The organism is Flavobacterium sp. RSSA_27 (genome assembly GCF_051547125.1).
Classification (GTDB): domain Bacteria; phylum Bacteroidota; class Bacteroidia; order Flavobacteriales; family Flavobacteriaceae; genus Flavobacterium.
This window is the reverse complement of sequence record NZ_JBPTTN010000001.1, coordinates 270695-292450: the sequence shown is the minus strand read 5'-3', so window position 1 is coordinate 292450 and position 21756 is coordinate 270695. Positions and strand designations below refer to the sequence as shown.

At 34.7% G+C, this 21756-nt stretch carries 18 protein-coding genes; 4 read left to right on the top strand and 14 right to left on the bottom strand.

Annotated features, from left to right (window positions below; all coding sequences use genetic code 11):
* Nucleotides 1-61: 61 nt before the first annotated feature.
* The 3 genes from ACSVH5_RS01270 to ACSVH5_RS01260 all read right to left on the bottom strand — a co-directional run bounded on the left by ACSVH5_RS01270 (nucleotide 62) and on the right by ACSVH5_RS01260 (nucleotide 2679).
* Nucleotides 62-1114: an alkane 1-monooxygenase gene (locus ACSVH5_RS01270; protein WP_438059652.1), complete on the bottom strand. Its 1053-nt coding sequence runs from the start codon at nucleotides 1112-1114 to the stop codon at nucleotides 62-64.
* A 46-nt stretch (nucleotides 1115-1160) separates the two neighbouring features.
* Complete coding sequence (locus tag ACSVH5_RS01265) at nucleotides 1161-1724, bottom strand: TetR/AcrR family transcriptional regulator (protein ID WP_438059651.1); 564 nt, start codon at nucleotides 1722-1724, stop codon at nucleotides 1161-1163.
* A 67-nt stretch (nucleotides 1725-1791) separates the two neighbouring features.
* A complete protein-coding gene (locus ACSVH5_RS01260; RefSeq protein WP_438059650.1) occupies nucleotides 1792-2679 on the bottom strand; it encodes a YitT family protein in 888 nt (295 codons plus the stop codon).
* Nucleotides 2680-2934: 255 nt separating this feature from the next.
* On the opposite strand from ACSVH5_RS01260, the gene ACSVH5_RS01255 reads away from it, so the two are divergent.
* Both ACSVH5_RS01255 and ACSVH5_RS01250 read left to right on the top strand, forming a co-directional pair.
* Entirely contained in the window at nucleotides 2935-3510 is a 576-nt protein-coding gene (locus ACSVH5_RS01255; protein WP_438059649.1) for a hypothetical protein, read from the top strand.
* A 20-nt stretch (nucleotides 3511-3530) separates the two neighbouring features.
* Nucleotides 3531-5378 carry an adenylate/guanylate cyclase domain-containing protein gene (locus ACSVH5_RS01250; protein ID WP_438059648.1) on the top strand — a complete coding sequence of 616 codons (1848 nt, stop codon included), beginning with the start codon at nucleotides 3531-3533 and terminating at the stop codon, nucleotides 5376-5378.
* Between the two features lie 40 nt (nucleotides 5379-5418).
* Here the strand turns inward: ACSVH5_RS01250 and ACSVH5_RS01245 are convergent, their stop codons facing one another.
* Both ACSVH5_RS01245 and ACSVH5_RS01240 read right to left on the bottom strand, forming a co-directional pair.
* Entirely contained in the window at nucleotides 5419-5931 is a 513-nt protein-coding gene (locus ACSVH5_RS01245; protein WP_438059647.1) for a GNAT family N-acetyltransferase, read from the bottom strand.
* Nucleotides 5932-5964: 33 nt separating this feature from the next.
* Entirely contained in the window at nucleotides 5965-6507 is a 543-nt protein-coding gene (locus ACSVH5_RS01240) for a hypothetical protein (protein WP_438059646.1), read from the bottom strand.
* Between the two features lie 160 nt (nucleotides 6508-6667).
* On the opposite strand from ACSVH5_RS01240, the gene ACSVH5_RS01235 reads away from it, so the two are divergent.
* Complete coding sequence (locus tag ACSVH5_RS01235; protein ID WP_438059645.1) at nucleotides 6668-9853, top strand: VPS10 domain-containing protein; 3186 nt, start codon at nucleotides 6668-6670, stop codon at nucleotides 9851-9853.
* 45 nt (nucleotides 9854-9898) lie between these two features.
* On the opposite strand, the gene ACSVH5_RS01230 is transcribed toward ACSVH5_RS01235, so the two are convergent.
* Complete coding sequence (locus ACSVH5_RS01230; protein ID WP_438059644.1) at nucleotides 9899-10369, bottom strand: DUF1572 domain-containing protein; 471 nt, start codon at nucleotides 10367-10369, stop codon at nucleotides 9899-9901.
* A gap of 235 nt (nucleotides 10370-10604) precedes the next feature.
* On the opposite strand from ACSVH5_RS01230, the gene ACSVH5_RS01225 reads away from it, so the two are divergent.
* Nucleotides 10605-11480, top strand: coding sequence for an NAD(P)H-hydrate dehydratase (locus ACSVH5_RS01225; RefSeq protein WP_438059643.1), 876 nt, complete (start codon nucleotides 10605-10607; stop codon nucleotides 11478-11480).
* Between the two features lie 68 nt (nucleotides 11481-11548).
* Here the strand turns inward: ACSVH5_RS01225 and ACSVH5_RS01220 are convergent, their stop codons facing one another.
* The 8 genes from ACSVH5_RS01220 to glgA all read right to left on the bottom strand — a co-directional run bounded on the left by ACSVH5_RS01220 (nucleotide 11549) and on the right by glgA (nucleotide 21643).
* Nucleotides 11549-12820: an NRAMP family divalent metal transporter gene (locus tag ACSVH5_RS01220; protein WP_438059642.1), complete on the bottom strand. Its 1272-nt coding sequence runs from the start codon at nucleotides 12818-12820 to the stop codon at nucleotides 11549-11551.
* 254 nt (nucleotides 12821-13074) lie between these two features.
* Nucleotides 13075-13626 (bottom strand): zinc-ribbon domain-containing protein, encoded by a 552-nt coding sequence (locus ACSVH5_RS01215; protein WP_438059641.1) that lies wholly within the window; start codon nucleotides 13624-13626, stop codon nucleotides 13075-13077.
* 683 nt (nucleotides 13627-14309) lie between these two features.
* Nucleotides 14310-14711 carry a hypothetical protein gene (locus ACSVH5_RS01210; RefSeq protein WP_438059640.1) on the bottom strand — a complete coding sequence of 134 codons (402 nt, stop codon included), beginning with the start codon at nucleotides 14709-14711 and terminating at the stop codon, nucleotides 14310-14312.
* Nucleotides 14712-15064: 353 nt separating this feature from the next.
* Nucleotides 15065-16120: a TdeIII family type II restriction endonuclease gene (locus ACSVH5_RS01205; RefSeq protein ID WP_438059639.1), complete on the bottom strand. Its 1056-nt coding sequence runs from the start codon at nucleotides 16118-16120 to the stop codon at nucleotides 15065-15067.
* A 1-nt stretch (nucleotide 16121) separates the two neighbouring features.
* Entirely contained in the window at nucleotides 16122-17966 is a 1845-nt protein-coding gene (locus ACSVH5_RS01200; RefSeq protein ID WP_438059638.1) for an AIPR family protein, read from the bottom strand.
* 3 nt (nucleotides 17967-17969) lie between these two features.
* Entirely contained in the window at nucleotides 17970-19547 is a 1578-nt protein-coding gene (locus tag ACSVH5_RS01195) for a DNA methyltransferase (RefSeq protein WP_438059637.1), read from the bottom strand.
* A 1-nt stretch (nucleotide 19548) separates the two neighbouring features.
* Entirely contained in the window at nucleotides 19549-19851 is a 303-nt protein-coding gene (locus ACSVH5_RS01190) for a helix-turn-helix domain-containing protein (protein ID WP_438059636.1), read from the bottom strand.
* Between the two features lie 565 nt (nucleotides 19852-20416).
* Complete coding sequence (gene glgA / locus ACSVH5_RS01185) at nucleotides 20417-21643, bottom strand: glycogen synthase (protein WP_438059635.1); 1227 nt, start codon at nucleotides 21641-21643, stop codon at nucleotides 20417-20419.
* Nucleotides 21644-21756 lie beyond the last annotated feature (113 nt).

Sequence of the window (21756 nt, the reverse complement as noted above, 5' to 3'; positions counted from 1 at the left end):
GGAAGTGAATCACTATAATTTTATAATTCTAAATAATTTTTTTATAAAGGCAAAACCGGAATTAATTTATGGCAACTCTTTTAATCTCATTTATTTTTCTATGCATTACATAAAACCATAATGGAGGAATTAATGTTAAAAGCATCATTCCTGGGTAACCAGTTGGCATTTGAGGGCTTTGGTCATGATGTCTTAAAAGCGGGTATTTTCGACTTGCTATAAAATGATGATCCGAATGTCTTGAAAGTTCTAATAATAGTACTCTTCCAATAGGGTGATTTGAATTCCAAGAATGTATAGGAAGGGTACGTTCGTAGCGTTCTCCTTTTTTAGTTCTTCTTAAGCCATAGTGTTCAATATAATTAACAGTTTCTAATAATACGATACCAATACTAGCGGCTACTATAAAAAATAGTGTAGTTTGTGCCCCAAAAAAAATCAGGAGTAAAAGGATCAATAGAGCTTGATATACTTGAAATCGAATCATTTCATTATGCCAACTCCAAAATTTTTGGTGGTTGACTTGCAATTTTTGTTGCTCTAATTTCCATGCAGAAAGCCATCCCATAATTATGGATCGGAAGTAAAAGCTGTAAACGGTTTCGCCAAATTTACTTGAAGCGGGATCATGGTCTGTAGAAACATTTTTATGATGACCACGATTGTGTTCAATAAAAAAATGGAGATACAAGGAGGTTATTAGTAGCAATTTACTCATCAGTTGTTCTTTACGTGAGGAACGATGGCCTAGCTCATGCGCAGCATTGATTCCTAATACACCACAAGAAATGCCTAGGGCTGTTGTGTACCCAATTTTTGTAAATAAAGTCACTTGATCGTTACTCATTTGATACAAAAAATAGAAAAATATACCATATTGCATCGGGACCAAACCATACAAAATCCAATCGTAGATACGGTTTTTTGAGGCTTTTTCTTCATCAATTTCGGATAAATTGTTTTGATCTTTCTTAGTGAAAAGTTCAACTAGAGGGATGAATCCGAAAACGAATAGTACTGAAAAGTAAGACCAATAATTCATGCTTGAAAGTGAAAAAATCACTACTAATGGGGTGATATAAACCGCCAAATACTTCCATTTTGTGTTTTCCATACCGTTTTTTGTTATGAACAAATATGTAAAAAAAGAGAATCACTTTTTAGACGAAACCGTCTATTTTTTGTTTTTTATCCGAATAAGCCACCATAGTCTTAATTTCATTGAAGTAGTGTGTCAACCATTCTTCATTTAAGTTTGCAGCTGTAATTTGTAGATAAAAATTTTCAATGGTCAGTTGTAGTAACATTTTTGCAAATTTTACATTTGATTCTAATCCGATACCTGCTGTCCAAATTTGTAAAAAAGCATTTTCAACGGGAATATTGGCTGATAGGAAACATTCTTTAAAAACAGGATTGTCTCTGTGCACACGTAGTTGTCTGTTGAATAGAATGTCTGTTTTTATTTGAAGTAAAAGATGAATAAAATCGGGAGTTATCGTTTGGCAGGCTTTGGCTAAAATACTTATTTTTTGAGATTGTTTCAAATGGTACTTCAATAATTCTTCAAGAAAAACGGAGGTATCGGCAAAATGATGATAAAAGGAAGATTTACTTTTACCAACCTTACGAGCCAGTTGCTCTATTTTTATAGCAGATGGTCCCTCGTTAGCAAAAATAGTATACCCTAGCTCTATCCAAGGAAGTTTAACCTCTGTTTTCATTGGTTTAAATTTTGAACAATATACTATTTAATCAAAACAATTGATGATGTTAGGTTCATTAAAAAAATTAATGACTTTTTCGAAGACGAAGAATGCCTCCGCTAGCTTCTTTTATAAACTGTATGTAAGTAAAAGCATGAGGATCTATTAGTTTGATTTCGTCTTTGATACGAAGTAATTCTAAGCGAGTCACAATAGTAACAATGATGTCGCATGGCGCTTTAACTTCAAAACTTTCAGGAAGATAACCTCTTTCTCCTTTGATTATTGTGATTCCTTTTCCTAATTTCTGAACAACTAATTGTTTCATTTCCTCACTTTTTGCAGAAATGATATGCAAGGCCGTGTATTGTTCGACCCCATGCGAAATATAATCCAGTGCCTTAATAGCAGAAAAATACGTTACAATAGAATACAAAGCAGTTGAAATCCCGAAAGACCATGCTGCAGCTAAAAACAATAAGGTGTTCATCGCAAAAATTACTTCAGATACATTTAAACCTATTTTTCGGGTGGTGAGTAGGGCAACTATTTCGATTCCATCAGCCACCGAGCCACTTCGAATGCATAATCCCATACCAGAACCTATTAAACAACCCCCAAATAAAGCAATCAATAGCTTATCAGATGTAACAGCATCAATTTGAAAAAAGGTGTAACCAACAGCGATTAAAATAAAAGTAATTAAACTTTGGACGGCAAAAGTTACTCCCAATAATTTATTTCCTAAAAAAATAAATGGAATATTAAAAATTAAAACCAAAAGGCTAAACGGCCAATGGGTTATCTCATGAATTAAGATGGAAATTCCAATAACTCCACCATCCAAAAATTTGTTAGGAATCATGAATCCTTTTAGAGCTAATAAAATTAAGGCAACACCAATCAAGTTTAGCGCAATATTTTTGGGATGAAAAATTTCTTTCCAGTCAATAGAATTTGTTCTTTGGTTCATTTGTAGATGGTTTTACCGATAAATTTAATTATTTAAATTTTAAATACTTTGTTTTCAAAGGGTTATTTTTTTGAGACCAATTTTTATGTCGCATTCATTTGCAGTTTTGTTTTTTATAGTACACAATAGTAACCTATTTATAAAAACTGTATCTTTGAATGATTAGTTGTTTTATTTGCCTCAAAATCAGTTAATTATTTTATAGAATTTGTTTTTTAGAAATAGAGTTTATGGTTTAATTTAAAGTAATGCGTTATGGGGAAAAGAGTTAAAATTCAGTTGAATGTCGAAGCAGCCCGATTGTTTCAAATGACCAATCCAACACAGGAAGAAATACATGAACGTTGTTATTTGTCCGATGATAATGATGGTTTTTCAGAAAGCGGTAAAATTCAAGACTTTTTGTCTAATGTTTATCTAACACAAGAAGTAGAATGGGAAGGTGTAACAGATGATACTTGGTATTCAGTGGCTATTGACAAAGTTGTTTATGATTTAGATGCCAGTAATGATGATTTTGAAATGTGTTTTGGGAATGATGCGTCCGATGATTTAGCAATTATAGGGAAAGGAGGCGTGTCAGGAAATGTTGTAGCTACAGTAAAAGACAGAGAAAGTCTCATCGGAAAACAAAACGTATATAAAATTCATTTTACAGTGCATTACAAAGAACAGTCAAAATCTTTTTTAATTGATCCTAAAGTTGAAATTAATCCCAATAATCCAGGGGTCACTCCAAAATTGGATATCAATCCCGGACTTGGTGTCACGCCTAAATTAGACATTAATCCCGGACTTGGCGTTACTCCCAAATTAGATATTAATCCGTAATTCATCTAAATCGTTATTTTTTGAATACTTATTCTAAATTTTCAGGAAAAACTAAAGTAGTTCTTTTTTTTATACTATTAGTTTTGAGATTTTCATTGTATGCTCAAGATCAAAAAGTCGCTGACAGTTTAGCTATTATCTATAAAAAAGGGGGGAATGATAACGCTACACAACTAGAATTACTTCGCAATTTAGCATTCAACGAGCTAAATGATTTATCATTGGCTATAAACTATAGCAATGAGCTTATCGTATTGTCTAAAAAAGAAAAGAATGATTTGTACTTGTTTAGAGGGTATTATTTAAGAGGAAATAAACTTAAGTTGAAAGGTAACTTGCAAGAAGCTTTGAGTGATTTTGTGCAAGCCATTAAAATTGCTCAAAATTCTGATAATTTTGTAGGGCAAGGAATAAGTTATATGGCTATGGCCAATGTCTTTTCGGTTATGAAAGACACCAAAAAAGCGTATGCTTATTATGAAAAAGCTATTGCAATTTTGCGAAAATCAAATGAGCCTTTGAAATTGGCCTCTGCTTTATCCAATTTGGGTGACGAATATCTAAAAAACAATCAATTAGAACTATCCTTGAAATACTTTTCGGAATCGGGTAAATATTTCGAAAAAGCAGACTATACTAGTGGAAAGGCCTATACACTCGGAAATATGGGGGTAATTTATTTCAAACAAGGAAAAAATAAAGCAGCCGAAAGCAATTTAATTCAAGCGATACAATCTCTTGAAACTATTGAGGATTTTTATGGTATTTCAGAATATTTGATCCATTTATCCGATATCTATATCCAACAAAATAAATGGGACAAAGCGATTCAATCAGCAACTAGAAGTTATCAATTAGCGACAAAAAAAGGCTATAAAGATCAAATCAGTAGTGCAAGTTTACAACTTTCTAAGATATATGAAAAGACCCAAAAAAGTAGTTTGTCTTTGTCGTATTTCAAAAATTATGTAGCGTATAAAGACAGTGTAAGCAATATTAAAACCGTACAAGAGTTAGCAGATTTAAGAACAAATTTTGAAGTGTCTAAAAAACAAGCCGAAGTAAACTTGCTTGAAAAAGAGTCCGAAATCCAAAAACTGACGGCCAAAAAACAACAAAATGTGATTTATGCTACAGCCGTGGCTATCTTTTTAATTAGTCTCTTAGTGGTTGGATTGTTTAGAAGATATCAATTCATTAAAAAAACAAACGCCATTATTGAAACTGAGAAAAACCGTTCCAATGCCTTATTATTAAATATTTTACCAGAAGAAACAGCAGTTGAGTTAAAAAATTCGGGTAAAGTAATGGCTAAAAAATTTGATTCGGTTACTGTTTTGTTTACAGATTTTGTTGGTTTTACAGCATATGCCGAAAATTTGCCACCCGAAAAACTAGTAGAGAGCATCGACTATTATTTTTCAAAGTTTGATGCCATTATCGATAAATATAATTTGGAAAAAATTAAAACCGTGGGTGATGCTTATATGTGTGCCGGAGGTTTGCCTTTTGTAACAACAGATCACGCATACAAAATGGTTTTGGCAGCTCAAGAGATTATTGATTTTGTAACGCGTTCCAAAAATACTAAGGAATCGATGCATGTACGTTTTGATATTCGAATTGGAATCAATACAGGACCTGTAGTAGCTGGAGTTGTAGGAACGAAAAAATTTGCTTATGATATTTGGGGTGATACAGTAAATACAGCCTCTCGAATGGAATCTAATTCTGAGTCGGGTAAAATTAATATCTCAGAAAATACTTTTGAATTGGTTAAAGATTGTTTCGATTGCGAATTTCGAGGTGCTATCGAAGTCAAGAACAGGGGCAAAATGAACATGTATTTTGTAAATCAAGCCATTTAAGCAACGCTGATGATTTGTTCTTTCAGACAAAGAAAAAGTTTTAAATTAGTATCTTTTTCTCTAAAACGATAAAATCCAAAGATTGGTCCGTTAAAATTTTGTCTTTTTCACTAAATGGAAAGGGTTGTCTTCTGCCCGTATCTTCATAGCCATTTCGAATATACCATGCCAAAAGCTCTTTTCGAATACCAATTACTGTCATTTGAATAGTTTTTAATGATAAAAGTTTTGCATGATCTTCAGCAGCTTTCAGTAATTGCTTCCCAATACCGCTGTTTTGCAATTCTGGTGAAACAGTGAGCATCCCTAAGTACAAAACATCTTGTTTAGCAATTAGTAAAACACTACCAATAATTTTGTTATCGCAAGTGAATTTAAGCAAATAATGATTAGGGGTAGTAATAATTGTAGTTAACTCATCTTCGGAAGTTCTTATGCCTTCTAATAAATCCGCTTCGGTGGTCCATCCTTTTTTTGAACTTTCCCCTCGATATGCCGAGTTGATTAATGTTGATAATGCTGCAACATCAGTTATAGTAGCTTGAGTAATCATGTATTGAAATTTCTTTAAATGACACCAAGCCGATTATTCTTTGGGTAAGGGAGCACCTACTGCAATATCACAACGGTGTTTGGGTTGTCCATGAGGAGGATTCATTCCCTCTGGGGTTGGTGGTGTTTCTGGAGTTGTAGCTAGTAATGCCGGAACGGAATTGGTTGTACTAGTGACAGTTGGCGTACTAACTACAGTAGTTTTTGGTGTAGTGGTAGTTTTGGCTACAGGTGAATTTAAAGGGGCACCCACTGGAATATCGCATCGGTGTTTGGGTTGACCATGAGGAGGATTCATCCCAGGAGGAGTAACAGATGTTGCTGTTGTTGTAGTTGCATTTTGGTTTTTTACCATAGTGTACTTGTACTGATACATGACACTCTCTTTTTGTTCCTTTTTGCCAACATAAGCTGAATTACTTGTAGTTTCAGGAGTTGTTGAAGGTACAGTTGTAGTTGCCATTTGAGTAAAAGGAACTACATTGGTTGGCTTATCTGTCGAAACACTTTCTTCATCTTTTTTACATGAAAATAGAAGTAAGCCAAATAGCAAGGTGAGGAAAAAATAAGCTTTCATGGTAGAATCAATTTTGAAAGTTCAAATATAAGATTTTTACGAATTGGTATTTCCAATCCATTTTAAAATTAGCTCAAGGAAAAAAAAGAAGTTTTTTTTATAATATGAAATAATTAGGGGAACAATCCATATTTTTGAAGCAAAGCAATAAACTTGTATTATGATCAAAAAACTAGTATTAGGACTACTAATGACTTCGATTAGTGGTTCATTATGGGCACAAAAAACAAACCCTACAGATGTTACAGATTTAAATGCTCAATTTAAAGTGTCCAAATGGCGTTGTATAGGTCCATTTAGAGGTGGCCGTTCAGTAACAGCCACTGGAGTTACTTCTGATCCACTGACTTATTATATGGGTACAACAGGTGGAGGCTTATGGAAAACACAAGATATGGGTAATAGTTGGTTTCCAATTTCAGACGGATATTTTAAAACAAGTTCAATAGGTGCAATAACTGTAGCAGAAAGTGATCCCAATGTAATATATGTTGGCATGGGGGAACATGCTGTTAGAGGAGTAATGACCCATCACGGTGATGGTGTGTATAAAAGTACTGATGCAGGAAAAACATGGAAACATTTAGGATTAGAAACTACCCAACATATTTCTCGTATTTGTGTAGATCCTAAAAACCCTGATATAGTTTATGTGGCTGCACAAGGTGCTCTTTACAGCAAATCTGCTGATAGAGGAATATATAAAACTAGTAATGGAGGGGTCACTTGGGAGAAAGTATTGTATAAAAATGACCAAACAGGAGGGGTAGAACTCTCCATGGATGCCACAAATTCAAGGATACTATATGCAGCTATGTGGGAACATGGTCGTAAACCATGGCAAATCATTAGTGGTGGTTCAGGAAGTGGATTGTACAAGTCAGTAGACAGTGGGGTTACATGGACTTTGTTAAAAGAAGGTTTACCATCAGCAATGGGAAAAATGGCAATCGCAGTTGCTCCAACAAATCCTAATAAAGTGTATGCCTTAATTGAAAGCGATTGGGATAAAGAGGCAGGCGGATTGTATGTGTCCAATGATGCTGGAAAATCTTGGTCTCAAGTCACTAATGATCACCGATTAATTCAGCGTTCTTGGTATTATATCGAGTTATTCATCGATCCAAATCATGAAGATACGATTTACGTTATGAGTGCACCGGCTATGCGTTCCACCGATGGCGGGAAAACATGGGAAGACATTTCTAAAACACATGGAGATTATCATAATTTATGGATAAACCCTAAGAATTCTAACAACATGATTATTGCAGATGATGGTGGAGCTGCCATAACAATCAATAAAGGAAAATCATGGAGTAGCCAAGACATTTATCCAACAGGACAGTTTTACCGAATAGCGGTTGATAACCAATTTCCTTACAATATTTATAGTGGTCAACAAGATAATACTTCTGTGAAAATTGCAAGCCGAAATTTAAGTGGTGGCGGAATAACTGAAAAAGATTGGAGTGCTTCAGCAGGAGGAGAGAGCGCTTTCTTAGCGTTCGACCCAGCCAATCCTAGATTGGTTCTTGGTGGAAGCTACCAAGGTACCATTGAAGTATTAGATACACAAACTAAGACGAGTACCAATGTAATGGCAGCCCCTATTTTATACTTAGGACGTGATGCCAAAGACATGAAATACCGTTTTAATTGGAATGCGCCAATTATACGAAGTAAACATGAACCTAATACCTATTTTCACGGGTCTCAATTGGTTTTAAGAACAGATAATTTGGGGCATAGTTGGACCGAAGTTTCTCCTGATTTGACTCGAAATGATAAAAGCAAACAAGGCAAACCAGGTGTGCCTTATACCAATGAAGCTGTTGGAGCGGAAAACTATGGAACATTAGCCTATATTGAAGAATCATCTCTCGAAAAAGGTGTAATTTACACAGGTAGTGATGATGGTTTGGTTCATGTAACGAAAGATGGTGGTAAGACATGGCAAAATGTAACTCCAAACAATTTGCCCGAGTGTTTAATTAATGCTATTGAAGTTTCTCCTTTTGATAAAGCTACTGCTTATATAGCAACTACAAGGTATAAATTCAATGACCATTCACCTGGAATATATAAGACAACCGATTATGGAAAATCATGGAAAAAAATTACTAATGGTATTCCCGCCAATGCATTTACAAGAGTGATTCGTGAGGATACTACAGTTAAAAATTTATTGTATGCGGGTACTGAATTGGGTTTATTTGTTTCTTTTGATGGTGGACTTAATTGGCAATCCTTCCAAAGTAATTTGCCAGTAACACCAATAACGGATTTAAAAGTACATCAAAATAATTTGATAGCAGCGACTTCAGGTCGAGCTTTTTGGATACTTGATGATTTGAATTTAATTCGAGATTTTGCTCAAAATTACAAAGAGGCAAAAAACAATACCACTACATTTAAATTGTACACACCAAATCCCACATACCTTACCAGTAGTAGTAGCGAGTTAGATCAAACAGATGCTGAATTCACTGGAATAGGGGCTTCTAAAGGGGTAAATCCTGCTTCGGGTATGGTAGTCTATTTTCAATTACCAGAACTAAAAGAAAGTGATGAAGTAGTGTTGAAAATCAAAGATAGTAATGGCGCTTTAATTAGAACATTCAGTTCAAAAGCCAATCCGGATTTTAAAACGTATGATGGAGGTCCTAAACCGGATCCTAAAGTGACTAAAAATAAAGGACTCAATCGCTTTGTTTGGGACTTACGCTATCCTTCTTTGTTAGGAATACCTAATGTTTATATTGAAGGAAGTTATGATGGACATAAAGTTGCCCCAGGTAATTATTCAATTTCACTGCTAGTAGGTGGTCAAGAATTTACAGTTCAAACTGAAGTACTGGCTAATCCATTGTATACAACTAAAGACAACGAATATCATGCCTACCATCAAGTAAAGATGGAAATGGAGCAACAGTTCAATGAAATGCAAACCATGATTAATTCGATGTATACAAAACAATTGCAAATCAATACACTCATAACTCAACTAGGCAATAATCAGCAACTCGCAAGAGTATTGGCTGATGCTCAACTGTTGATTCAGAAAATGAAAACCTGGGACGAGTCAATGGTACAGCGCAAATCAAAAGCTTACGATGATGTGGAAAATTTTCCAAATAAATTCAATGCTGACTTTTTGTATTTAATCAATCAATCCGAAAGTCCTTTAGCAAAAATTAACCAACCCGTTAAGGATTTGAAATTAGAATATGATCAAAAGTGGCAACAATTAAAAGCCAAAGGCCTGCAAATTATGAATGAAGATATTCCAGCGTTCAATAAAAAATTATGGGAAGCTGGAGTTGGCGGAATTTGGACTAATTAATTTAAGAACCTTATCAAAAAAGCAGTGTAGATACACTGCTTTTTTTTATTGCTTAATTTCTTTTTTTATTACTGCTATTTGACCCAAATGATAATGGCAATGTTCGATTAATCCTAATAGATTTCGTAAATAATTGCCGTATTTTGCCTCTACAAAATCTTCAAAAAGACAACTATCGGGTAATTGTTCTATCAAAGAAGCAAAAAGGACTACCTCATCCCATGACTTCTGCTTCAACTGTTCCCAATCCGCTTCACAACTTATGGTTGGACTTTCAAAACTAAATTTATCCCGAATATCTAGAGTGCCACCTTGTAAAACCTGAATCAAGCCACCAATATAGTAATTGCAATGAAACAACAATTTTGCAATGCTATTGCCTTCTTTCAAGGACAAATTAGCCTCTTGCCAAGTCACCCCCGCAACTTGATCTTTAAAATTCGACGTGCTCCAATTCCCTCCAAAGTAAACTTGTTTTAGGTGTAGGGCGATTTGTGAAGTAATTTGATGATTCATAGTTTTCTTCTGATAAATGAATTTAAATAATTTAATCTCTTAATTTCAAAGATATTATCAAGATTAGCAGTCAGACTTTAACCCAAGTTTTTTCTTGTTCTAGTATTAAAAATAGATACATAAGAGTACTGTTACTATTAATTTTATTTTCGTAAAATTACAAAAAGAGTCTAGTAATAGAATAGGTTTTTCTATTTTATAGCTGCTATTTTGTAACTTTAAAAAAAATAATGTCATGAATTCTCCCATGCCTATTGATCTAATCGAAGTCAGAAATCGCTATATACCCATCCCGAAGGACACCCACAAAGGAAGGCAAGGCCACGCTTTAGTAATTGGAGGTAGTTATGGAAAAATTGGAGCGATTACCTTAGCTTCTCGCGCTGCATTACAAACAGGTTGTGGATTAGTAACTGCTTTTGTTCCAAAATGTGGTTACCAGATCGTACAAATTTCAAATCCAGAGGTGATGGTTGTTACAGATAAAAACGAAAAACATCTTTCCAATATTCAATTTGAACTAACTCCCAATGCTATAGGGATAGGACCTGGTTTGGGTCAAGATCCCGTCACACAAAAAGCTTTTTATGATTTTCTCGTGATGCAAGAAAGGCCTTTGGTCATTGATGCCGATGCACTAAATATTTTGGCACTAAATCCTCAATGGTTTGCACTACTTCCTCCCGAATCGATTCTTACCCCTCATCTTAAAGAGCTAGAACGTCTTATAGGAAAATGGCAGCATGAGGAAGAAAAAATATCAAAAGCTAGGGCTTTCGCACAACAATATCACTTAATCTTGGTGCTAAAAGGAGCACCTAGCCAAATTCTATTCGCAAACTACTTTTACGAAAACACCACTGGTAATCCTGCATTGGCGACAGCCGGAAGCGGCGATGTTTTAACTGGAATGATAACAAGTTTATTGGCGCAATCGTACTCGCCCATGGATGCAGCAATTATTGGTGTCTATCTTCATGGATTGACGGCAGATATTGCTTTGCCCCATACTGGATATCAATCTTTTATTGCCTCAACAATCTGCCACTATCTCGGTAAAGCGTTTTTGTTTTTGGAGAAAGGAAATGAAAATGGCATAGTACTTCCCTAATTAAAATAGCTAGAAGTCGGAGACGTTCGCTGCATGCATTAACGAATTTTATCTTCTAAGACCTGAGGTTACTTGTTTGAAAATTGTAGATAAATTAAAGATAAAGCAGCAACTGTCATAATAATCAAGGCTGTAAAACCAAGGATATTAGTTAGTCTTCCATTGACATTTCTGCCCATTATTTTTTTGTTGTTTGAAATGTGTAAGATCATTGCAATTAAGACCGGAGCAGTTAATCCATAGAGAATAGCTGTATATAGTAATGATTGTATTGGAGTAATGCCAATATAGTTTAAGGATAAGCCTAATAACAACGAAATGGCAATAATGATATAAAATGCTTTGGCTTCATGAAATTTTTTGTCAAGTCCTTGTTCCCAACCAAAAGTTTCGGTAATGATGTACGAAATTGAACCACTCAATACCGGAATAGCAATAAGTCCTGTTCCAATTACTCCAATGGCAAAAAGCAAATAAGCTAGATTTCCAGCTAGAGGTTTTAGTGCCAACGCCGCTTGTTCTACTGTGTCAATTTGATGAATACCGCCTTTGTATAAAACAGTTCCAGTAGTAAGAATTATAAAATACATTACAAATCCGGAAACTGTCATTCCAAAATCAACATCTTGGTTTATCTCATGAATAATTCTTTTGTTTACCATTAAATGTTTCCTTTTGTTTTTCATTTCTTCCACTTCTACCGAGGCTTGCCAAAAGAAAAGATAGGGAGAAATAGTTGTGCCCAATATGCCAACAATTATGGCAATAAAATCTTTGTCAAATTGTAGCGTCGGAATAAATGTTGCTTTCAGTATTTCTTTAAAATCCTGTTTAGACATAAAGGGGACAATAAAATAAACCAACATAACAATGCATAAATATTTTAGAACGGATGCAATTTTTTGATAAGGTAAATAAATAATTAACCCTAGAAGTATAATGGTAAAAAGGACACTGAAAAAATCAGCGCCTATTGACGGAAACAGTAAATTTCCAACTGCACCCATGCCGGCAATATCAGCGCCAATGTTCATGACAATGGCAGGAAAGCTAAATAGCAACATTAGATATAAAATAGGTCTGGGATAGTGTTTTTTAAGTGTTCCAGTCAATCCATGTGAGGTGACCAACCCAATTCTCGCACACATTTGCTGAATTGAAGCCATTAGAGGAAAAGCAATAATGGCTGTCCATAAAGTGGCCAATCCAAATGAAGCACCTGCTTGCGAATAAGTGGCAATTCCAGAGGGGTCATCATCACTAGCGCCTGTCACAAGACCAGGACCCAATTTTTTCCAGCTACTAAAAAGTTTAGAAGTAAATGTTGTCTTTATTATCATGTTTTCAGGAGTTGTTTCAGGGTCAGCAATAGCACAACCAAGTTGTAATTAGTTACTAGTTAGGTTAGCAGTCGGTGCTGTCTTGTTGTTACTAGCGTTATGTTATTGAGGTAGTTTCATCACTAATGTAATCTAAATAATTGTATTTGCCAATTTTTAGGGGGTGCAAATATAAACCCAACTTTTTTCCTGATGCTTTGGCAAAGCCAATTGCCCGAATCCACTTGTAGATACTTGTGATTACTAGTTTTTTTCTATTCGTACATTTCAGGCGTAACGACATATTTAGTGACAAATGCTCCATTTTTATCAGAGTAATAATAGTTTAAGGTTACTTTATTTTCTCTGAAAAACTTCATATCTGGATTGCTTTTTAGGTTTAGTAAAAGTGCAGGAAAAACATATTTTTTCACCGTATCAATTTTTACTTCTGCTTTGGTCATTCCTATCAGTGTATAGTTGTACTGTACGGTTTTATTAGGTAAAGCAACTACGTTTTTCAAAAGGGTATATTCGTCAAGATTCATTGGGCAATTTTTGTTAAACTCATTAGCGAATTCCACCAGTTGTTTGTCAAATGAAGGTTTGAAGAACGATTGTGTCACAAAAAACATAATACTAAAACCAACGATAAAACCTATAAAAGTTTTCAAGTCAAATTTTCTTTTAGGTTTTGTGGCTTTGGGTTGTTCAATTTCGGTTTTTGTATCTTGGTTTTCAATAAGTGGCAGTTTGTAACCACAAACGGAACAATATTTTGAAGTTATTTCGTTTTCAGCTTCGCAATTTGAGCAAATGTTTTTCATAATTTTCTGTATTCTTGCTAGTATGTTTATTGTGTTATAACTCCTAATGTTCTATCACTTTGTTGGGTTTAGAATTGCCTTTAAATCATTCTTAAGATTTGAATCATCGCTGAGCAAAGTATCCGTAAATTGTAGATTTTATACTTTTCTTTTAAAGACATAAACATACTAAAAGTCTATCAAATTTTCTCGTAATTGTATTACAAAATTTTCATTTTTCAGCAATTCTCAAGTTGCAACTTAACCAAAAAAACACCAAAAAAAGTTAAAGGTCATTTTTGATGTTTTCTAAGGACAAGTTGATTAAAAAGGTGAGAAGTTAGAGAAATTAGTGCAGCATATTTCAAGGGTTTGAATGCTTTGATGAGCGGGGTTTCTTGGTGGTGGCCAAAAATCTATTCCCCGTGAAAGTTAATTTTATGGGTAAGGGCACTTATGCTTAATAGTGAAGGTAAATACTCAAAAACCATACTTCATCTTAGTCCCAAAAAAAAGAGGATCTAAATCCTCTTGAAAATTACAAATTCTTTTTACGATAACCCCATAGTGCCGGAAGTAGAGCGGTTCCGTTCAACACGGGTTTCATTGTTCGTGCTACGCACGCAACTAAACCCTAGCTGTTAGCAGATGGTTTAATTTTTCATTTTATTAATGTATACAGTTTCAGAAAATAATTCTGTTTATCAATTTTTTTCTTTCATAATAAAACCAAACTTTTCTATTTCTACTGTGTCAGTAATTTGTTTGTAAGGATTTACAATAATGTTGTTTGGGTATTTAGGATTAAATTTTGCAGAATAGTAAGACTTATTTTTCAGATTATTTATACTTTGTGTTTCCGCATCTGAATTTAAAATATCGTATTTTATACCTGAACCTGAAGTTGTATATAGAGAATCATCTACGTAATATGTGAAATAAAAATCTGTTGTTTTTGGATAACTTTTTTTCTTAACATATTTTACTACAATATCTTTTCCATGGTTTTTAATTTCGTTCTGTATTCTTACTCCACGAAAGTGAAAAAAACCAAAAAACAAAATTGAGGCTATAATGTAGAAATGTCCAAATTTTAAATTTTTCATATCTTTTAATGCTTTTTTTCATAATTCAAAAAAGATTAAATTTAACATTTGTTGAGTTAAGTTTTTGAATTCGTCGAAAGATAATTACTAACGTTTTGCGCTTGGCGCAGTGACGAATTTCGGAGCACAAAACTGTCAATACACCACAAAACTTGATGCGAGGTAGAATGTTAAATTAACCACTTCACCCGCCATTGAGCCAAACGCCTGTTACCAGTTCGTGTTTCTTTTCTGTTGTGTTGTTGTCTGTCCATGTTGCAGAATCTTTGTGCGTAGGGGCGGCTCTTTTGCAAAACTTGACTTTAACATTGGGCTTGTGCGGTTTTGCAAATATGCAACCAAATGCGTTGGGTTTAAAATAATTTCCGTAACTCATTATATCTGTCCCAACTGTAATTCCCTTTTCCGTCTAATGAATTTTTATTGTAAATCCTTGTGAGTGCTTTGTTGTTTCCAATGTTCTGAATAATTGTCCTATTGTTGTTAATTAACTCAATTTCAGAATAAAGATGCCATTCAGTTAGTTGTGCTAAATATTCAGGTCTTGTTCTGTTTGCCCCATCACTTAGAAATTGAAACTTCTCTAAAAACGATGTTGTGGAAACAGTATTTATAATAGCTAATATTTCTTCCATTGTATTTTGTTGACCAGAAAGTAAATCCCATAGTTCATTAGCAACCAGAGATTCGTTAGTCGCAAAATACTTATTCATGTTGATAATAGAGCCAAGAAATCGTGGCTTGTTGTGACTTGTTACAGCTTCATTAGCTGGATTTATGGTTGGGTCAAATGGAAAGCCGATATAAAAATGAATTTGTTTGCCTGGGAAGTGATTGTAAAGTGCTGCTTTGCCTTCAAGAATTTTTTGTTTTTCGCCCTTCATTTCTCCTGAATTCGGTTTAACCGATTTTAGTTCAATGGCGATAACACTAGTAGCATCCTCAATAAAAACATCAGCGGAAAAGTCCATTGCATTTATGTTAGCATCATTGTATTGTGCAAAAAGCAAAGCGTTTTCAGCGTTAAGATTTGGAGTTGATGTAGTATTGCTCAAATCTGCAATTATTTGAGCAATATGATTTCTTTGATTTTGGGTTATTGGTAAGTTTCCAAGTCGCTTTGAAGTATATTCTCTTTTTTCACCATTGCTTAAATGGTGAGCAACATTTTCAAAGAATGTTTGCCCCAAGGTTGTATTTAAACCTTGGAGCCAACTACTAAGACTAATAAAAAATGGAGTGTCTGAAACTTTACCATTTAGTTTATCTGAAAATGCTCTTAAAAATGATTTGTGGAATGGCGCATTTCTATTGTTTGAAGCGTCTTCCGGAAAACTTTCAAATCGAGTAACTAAGGTTTTTATAACCTCAATTGATATTTTTTCTTTTTGTTTATTTGACAATGCCATATTATTCGGTTATAAATTCATTAAGTGTTTTTGTAAATTTTAATTCAAAATTCGAAAAGACTTGCTCACCTCTTTGAACTTTATCAACAGTTTTGTAAAGAATTTTTTCTTTCTCTCTTGTATCTAAATTAGTCAAGTTGGTATAATCCTTAACTACTATTTCAATTAGGTAGTCGATAATTGAATGAAAAGCCGTCTCATTTTTTGAAATTTTGAAATGCCGAGAAACAATATTGTTTATTAATTCATTTTGCTTTAGCAATTCTTCTCCTTCAAGCTCTTCGAAGTTTTTCTTATTCTTTTCTTTCCTAAAATATCTTTCAACATTATCAATATCTAGGTCTTTGCAAATAAATTTATAAAATAGATATAGCAGATGGAATCGTAGTTTTTTATTTTCTGGATGTTTTTCGTCAAGATAATCATCTAGTATTTTATAAACCGATGTAGTTACTTGATAAAGTTTAATAAATCTATCTTCAAAAATAATGTCAATTAAGTCGCTTGTGGTTTTATCAAAGTAGCCCGAAACTTTATGAGGCATATATAAAAGTGTTGAAAATATTGCCCTTAGGATATCATTTATGTTCACTATGTAATCAAAGTCCCCCAATCCTCCTTCTGATATGGAGTTTTGACGCTTGTATGTAAATGAATTGTTAAGAAATTTATTCTTACTAAAAACATCTTCTAAGTCTTTTTGAATATTTGTAATTGAAACTAAATCTTTTTCTGAAATGCCGTTTTGGCTATTTGTTCTTATTGTTATTTTTTCATATTCATCGTCACTGGCAATTATAATTTTTACTGGAATTTTTACCAAGTCAATATTTTTTGAGTTGGATTTAAAAATATTATAAATGCTATTTGCTGTCTGACAACCATTAACAATGTTTACAGGAGAAACAATAAAATTTTCAACTGCTGGTTTTATATCCTTCGTTGTTATTGTTAAGCCGTTATTATATAAATGAAACTTTGTTGGTTCGTTGGATAAAGTTGTTTCAATTTTCTCATTTACTTCTGTTGGTCCCAGATATAGACGAATGTTATTTTTAAAAACATCTGGATATAATACTCTTATGTTATTATCCTTTTCCGGAGCTATACAGTCAAGAAGTTCTCTTGCAGTTACAAACCCAATCAAATATGTCTCTTTATCTAATCTACAATTGTCCTTATTTATTATGAGTTTATATTCGTTTGAGTTGAATTGTTCAAATAGCTCATTTAATTTTTTGGAGCCTTCTAAATGAATAATAACATTGCCAAATGCAGCATATTGATTTTTAAGAAACTCAATATCCGAATTCCAATCCTTTCTGAGATTTGCAATATCGTTTTCATCTTTCTCAGTGTAAAATGTCAAAACAAAAGAAGCTTCTAATTCGGGGTCTTCTTTAATCTTTGATATAAAATTTGCTAGACGAAGCAATTCTTTTTGATATCCAGATATGCCTTCACCTTTTATAACTTTAATTGGAATATTTACAAAATTTATAAAGTCACCAATTTTAGCATTTGTGCTCTTTTTTGTCTGAATAAGGTGAAATTCAATTTTATGATTATTATCCTTTATCGCTTTTATCACTTCTTCGATATTGTCTTCGAGAGAAAATATTTTATTCCCTATGAGTAGGAAAAAGGCATCACCTCCTTGTGCAGTTCCAAGTGAAATTTCTTTACCAATTTTCTGTTTTGCATTATAGGATTGGCTGGAATATTCCCAACAATGAAGAGAATTTACAAACCATTCAAACTTAACACTCGGATTTTTTGATTTATCTTTTTTATCAAAATTAGCTTCAATAAACTTGTCAGTGTATCTCTCTATTTTTTGCTTCATTAATTACTTATCTTTTAAATGAAAAATTATCTCAGCATAAGCACCTTTATCTTTTTCAGTTCGGTTTAATACTGGTCGTTTATATTGATTAACTATTTGCATTCCTGCATTTTCTGCAATGGTCGGATACATATTGTATTTGTCGTTTGCAACTAGGAAAATATCATAATCGTCAACGAGATATTTTTTTGCGTTATTCAACACATCACTAAGCCCTTGAATGTAGCTTTGTTTCGCTTCTCGTCCTTGTCCCTTGAAAAGTGGACCGATTTCTAATTCGTCTTTTCTTTCGAAACCAAACAAATCATAAGCATATGCGTGTTGCTCGTGGTAGTCAATTAAACCAACATAAGGTGGTGAAGAAAATATTCCCTTGATTTTTTGCTTCTCCACAAGTTTTGCAAAATCAGGATTGAGTTTTTTAAGTCCTTCTACAATGTCAATGTTTCTGCTGTCACTTGTTAAGCAAGTGTGAAATGCATCTTTTCTTAGCTTGTCATACTGAGCCAATCTTTTTACAGTGTCCTTAGAATATGTTTCCCACCATTTTAGAATAGAAAATAATGGCTTACACATTTTTCCATGTTTACCACAGTAATAAGTTGCCGTAATAGGTTCAAGCAATGTTGCTAAGTCCGCATGAGTAGTTGCTCTGCAACTTCTAATTGTGCGACTTAGAATAACGCTGACGATTTTTTTGGTGTCGGAATTTTTAATTTTTTGGATTTCATCAAACACAAATTGAATTTCATCACGGATGTGTTGAGTATACCATTTATCAAGGAATGAATCTTCTTTGTCCTGACGCAATTTTATTTTATACTCCTTTACGAGTTTGTTAAAGGTTGGCAAAAATTCTTTTTCCTTCTCTTCGCCATAAGTCTTTTCGTCAATCTCTTTGCGTTTTACTTTGTATTTGTATTCCGGAACTGGAAAATACTTGTTGTTGAAAACATACAACTCTTTTAAAAGTCTGTCTTCAAATTCAAGCGTTTTGTGGTCTGCTAAAAAGGATTTTAATGCTTTAGAAATTCTGTCTATTTCAGTTTGAACATCAATAAGGTTATATTTTGTAACCTTACAATTACTAATCATTGTATTAAATGCAGAAACATCATTACCAACTGCATGAATTCCTAACTCACAAGCTTGAACCATAGTCGTTCCGCTTCCTGAAAATGGGTCGTAAACAATGTCTCCAGGCTTGAAATAAACTTCTTTCTTGAATTTGTCGGTGTGGTCGTCAAGGAAATATTCAACTAACTGAGGAATGAATTTTCCTTTGTATGGATGAAGTCTGTGAACGTGTTTTGTAGTTTCGGCTTCCTTATATTGTTCAAATGATAAAGCCCAATTCAAATCTTCGCCAAGCTGTTCCTTCCATTCTTCTTGTCTCGTTTTTTTTTGGTCTTTGTAATATTCAATCAATTCTTCTTTGATTACTTGAGTTGAACCATTGTCGCCAATTTTTTTTATCCTGCCGTATTGGATAAGATAGGAAATATTAGAAGTCGTAACATTTTTGTCCAAATACTCAGTCGCCCACTGGCTTGCTTCTTTTATTGATAGTAATTCTGCCATTTTATTTGTTTTTAGTTACTCCGTATTTAATTGTTTTTTCAGCAACTTTGAGTGCTTGAATTCCTAAGTCTTCGTCTTGAATTTCGTAAAGAATTTTCTCACTCAAATATTGAATAAGCAAGGATTCTTTGTCGAGTTCAAGAATGTCGGCCAACTTTGTAATTTGTTCTCGTGTGGCTTTTCTCTCACCACGTTCAATTTTACTGAGTATAGCTGTGTCAATGTCTAGTAGAGCAGAAACGTGCCGCAATAGCAACCCTTTTTTCTCTCTTTTTTCTCTGATTATTTCTCCGGTCGTTTTCAATTTGAAAATATTAACTTGACAATAATTGTCAAATGTAAAAAGACTTTTTGATTTGTTCGCAATAAACTTTAAAGATATTATCAACAGTCTGCAAATTTGTCAAGAAGTTGGGTGGTAGGTGGGCTTGGTTGCGGTTGGGCAAAATTAAATGAATTGCAAATTGTGTCGGCTTGTGCTTGGCTTTGCAGCTCTTTTAATTTTGAGAAGCGTTGGCATTTTGACCGTCCGTTTTCCCGTTCGATTTTTTGTTGGTTGTGTCGTCTTTTAGTATAACCGTTAACTAACATATAGGTCTGATAAAATAATAGCTATCACATCTAAATTAGAGCCATAGGTTCCACTATATTCAGACTTTTTTATTTCTCAAATATATCCTTTTTCCTGCAAAATAGATAAATATTTTCTTAAATATTCTTTAGTGTTTTGTTACCTTAAACTCCTGTGATTTGCGTGAGGGATAGCAGCTGGCTACCGAAGTAGCGCGTATAGCCCGACCGCGGGAACGCAAAGGGGCGAATAACACGTTTGCTATTCGCCCCTTTGTGGTACTGGGGTCACGCCCCAATTATGCTTTTTCTTTTTCGAAACGGTCAATGACTTCTTGGTAATAGGCCAAGGTGGTTTTGGCGATGGAAGCCCAACTGAATTGTTGGAGTACGCGTTGGCGACCGGCTTTTCCCATTTGGTTGGCCAAGGCTTCGTTGTCGAGCAAGAGATTGACTTTGGTGGCAAAATCTTGTTGGAAGGCTTGGGGATTGGCGGGGTTAAAATCGGTTCGGGAAACGGGGGCGAGGGGTACCAAAAATCCGGTTTGTCCTTCGACGATGATTTCGGGTATGCCTCCTACGGCGCTTCCTACTACGGGTGTTTCGCATGACATCGCCTCGAGATTGATGATGCCAAAGGGTTCGTATAGCGAGGGGCAGGCGAAAACGCGGGCGTGGCTGTAGAGCACTTTTACTTTTTCTCTTGGAAGCATTTCGGAGATGAGGATGACGCCTTCGCGGGTGGCTTTTAGCTCGGCGATGAGTTGTTCGGTTTCGGCGGCGATTTCGGGGGTGTCGGGGGCGCCTGCACACAATACGATTTGGCAATTGGCATTGAAATGTTGTGCCGCAGCGATGAGTTGCGAAATGCCTTTTTGGCGCGTGATGCGACCCACAAACAGCACAAATGGTATGTTGGGGTCGATGCCTAATTCGGTTAACAAGGTGTCGTCAAAAGTAGGTTGGTAAAAATCAGGGTCGATGCCGTTGTGAATTACGGTTACTTTTTCGGCTGCTACGCCATAGGCTTCGATGACATCGGTTTTCATTTGTTCGCTTACGGCAATGACACCATCGGCAGAGGCGTAGGCGTGTTGCTCTAACCAGCGTGACAGAAAATAGCCGTTGCCGAGTTGTTCGACCTTCCATGGGCGGTGGGTTTCGAGACTGTGGGTGGTTAAAATGAGCGGTACTTGTAGCAGTTCGCGCGTAAATACGCCCGCCAAATGGGTGTACCAAGTGTGGCAGTGCACTATGTCGGCCTCGGGCGTGGCTTGTGCCATTTCGACATTTTTGCTCAGGTTATGAAACATTTTGATGTGCTCATTGCTAGGGTCTTCCATCTTGGTCAAGCTGGAGGTGATGCCTTGCACGTGCATATTTTGGGTGGTTTCGGATTGTGCCCCAAAACAACGGACTTCTACTTGGGCGAGTTTGGCCAGTTCTTGGCTTAAAAAATCGATATGTACTCCCGCACCACCATAAATGTGCGGAGGAAATTCATTGCTGTAAAGGGCTATTTTCATAAAACATTTTTAGAGAAGTAAAAAAGCTTTGTTTTTTGTCTTTATAAAACTATAAAATTTAAGTGAGAAAGTTGCCGCGAATTCGATGATAATTTGATGTTAAACAAGTATTA

What these genes read in the sequence shown, in the direction of transcription:
- ACSVH5_RS01270 (WP_438059652.1), bottom strand. Translation starts at nt 1,114, where the DNA reads ATGGAAAACACAAAATGGAAGTATTTGGCGGTTTATATCACCCCATTA.
- ACSVH5_RS01265 (WP_438059651.1), bottom strand. Translation starts at nt 1,724, where the DNA reads ATGAAAACAGAGGTTAAACTTCCTTGGATAGAGCTAGGGTATACTATT.
- ACSVH5_RS01260 (WP_438059650.1), bottom strand. Translation starts at nt 2,679, where the DNA reads ATGAACCAAAGAACAAATTCTATTGACTGGAAAGAAATTTTTCATCCC.
- ACSVH5_RS01255 (WP_438059649.1), top strand. Translation starts at nt 2,935, where the DNA reads ATGGGGAAAAGAGTTAAAATTCAGTTGAATGTCGAAGCAGCCCGATTG.
- ACSVH5_RS01245 (WP_438059647.1), bottom strand. Translation starts at nt 5,931, where the DNA reads ATGATTACTCAAGCTACTATAACTGATGTTGCAGCATTATCAACATTA.
- ACSVH5_RS01240 (WP_438059646.1), bottom strand. Translation starts at nt 6,507, where the DNA reads ATGAAAGCTTATTTTTTCCTCACCTTGCTATTTGGCTTACTTCTATTT.
- ACSVH5_RS01235 (WP_438059645.1), top strand. Translation starts at nt 6,668, where the DNA reads ATGATCAAAAAACTAGTATTAGGACTACTAATGACTTCGATTAGTGGT.
- ACSVH5_RS01230 (WP_438059644.1), bottom strand. Translation starts at nt 10,369, where the DNA reads ATGAATCATCAAATTACTTCACAAATCGCCCTACACCTAAAACAAGTT.
- ACSVH5_RS01225 (WP_438059643.1), top strand. Translation starts at nt 10,605, where the DNA reads ATGAATTCTCCCATGCCTATTGATCTAATCGAAGTCAGAAATCGCTAT.
- ACSVH5_RS01220 (WP_438059642.1), bottom strand. Translation starts at nt 12,820, where the DNA reads ATGATAATAAAGACAACATTTACTTCTAAACTTTTTAGTAGCTGGAAA.
- ACSVH5_RS01215 (WP_438059641.1), bottom strand. Translation starts at nt 13,626, where the DNA reads ATGAAAAACATTTGCTCAAATTGCGAAGCTGAAAACGAAATAACTTCA.
- ACSVH5_RS01210 (WP_438059640.1), bottom strand. Translation starts at nt 14,711, where the DNA reads ATGAAAAATTTAAAATTTGGACATTTCTACATTATAGCCTCAATTTTG.
- ACSVH5_RS01205 (WP_438059639.1), bottom strand. Translation starts at nt 16,120, where the DNA reads ATGGCATTGTCAAATAAACAAAAAGAAAAAATATCAATTGAGGTTATA.
- ACSVH5_RS01200 (WP_438059638.1), bottom strand. Translation starts at nt 17,966, where the DNA reads ATGAAGCAAAAAATAGAGAGATACACTGACAAGTTTATTGAAGCTAAT.
- ACSVH5_RS01195 (WP_438059637.1), bottom strand. Translation starts at nt 19,547, where the DNA reads ATGGCAGAATTACTATCAATAAAAGAAGCAAGCCAGTGGGCGACTGAG.
- glgA (WP_438059635.1), bottom strand. Translation starts at nt 21,643, where the DNA reads ATGAAAATAGCCCTTTACAGCAATGAATTTCCTCCGCACATTTATGGT.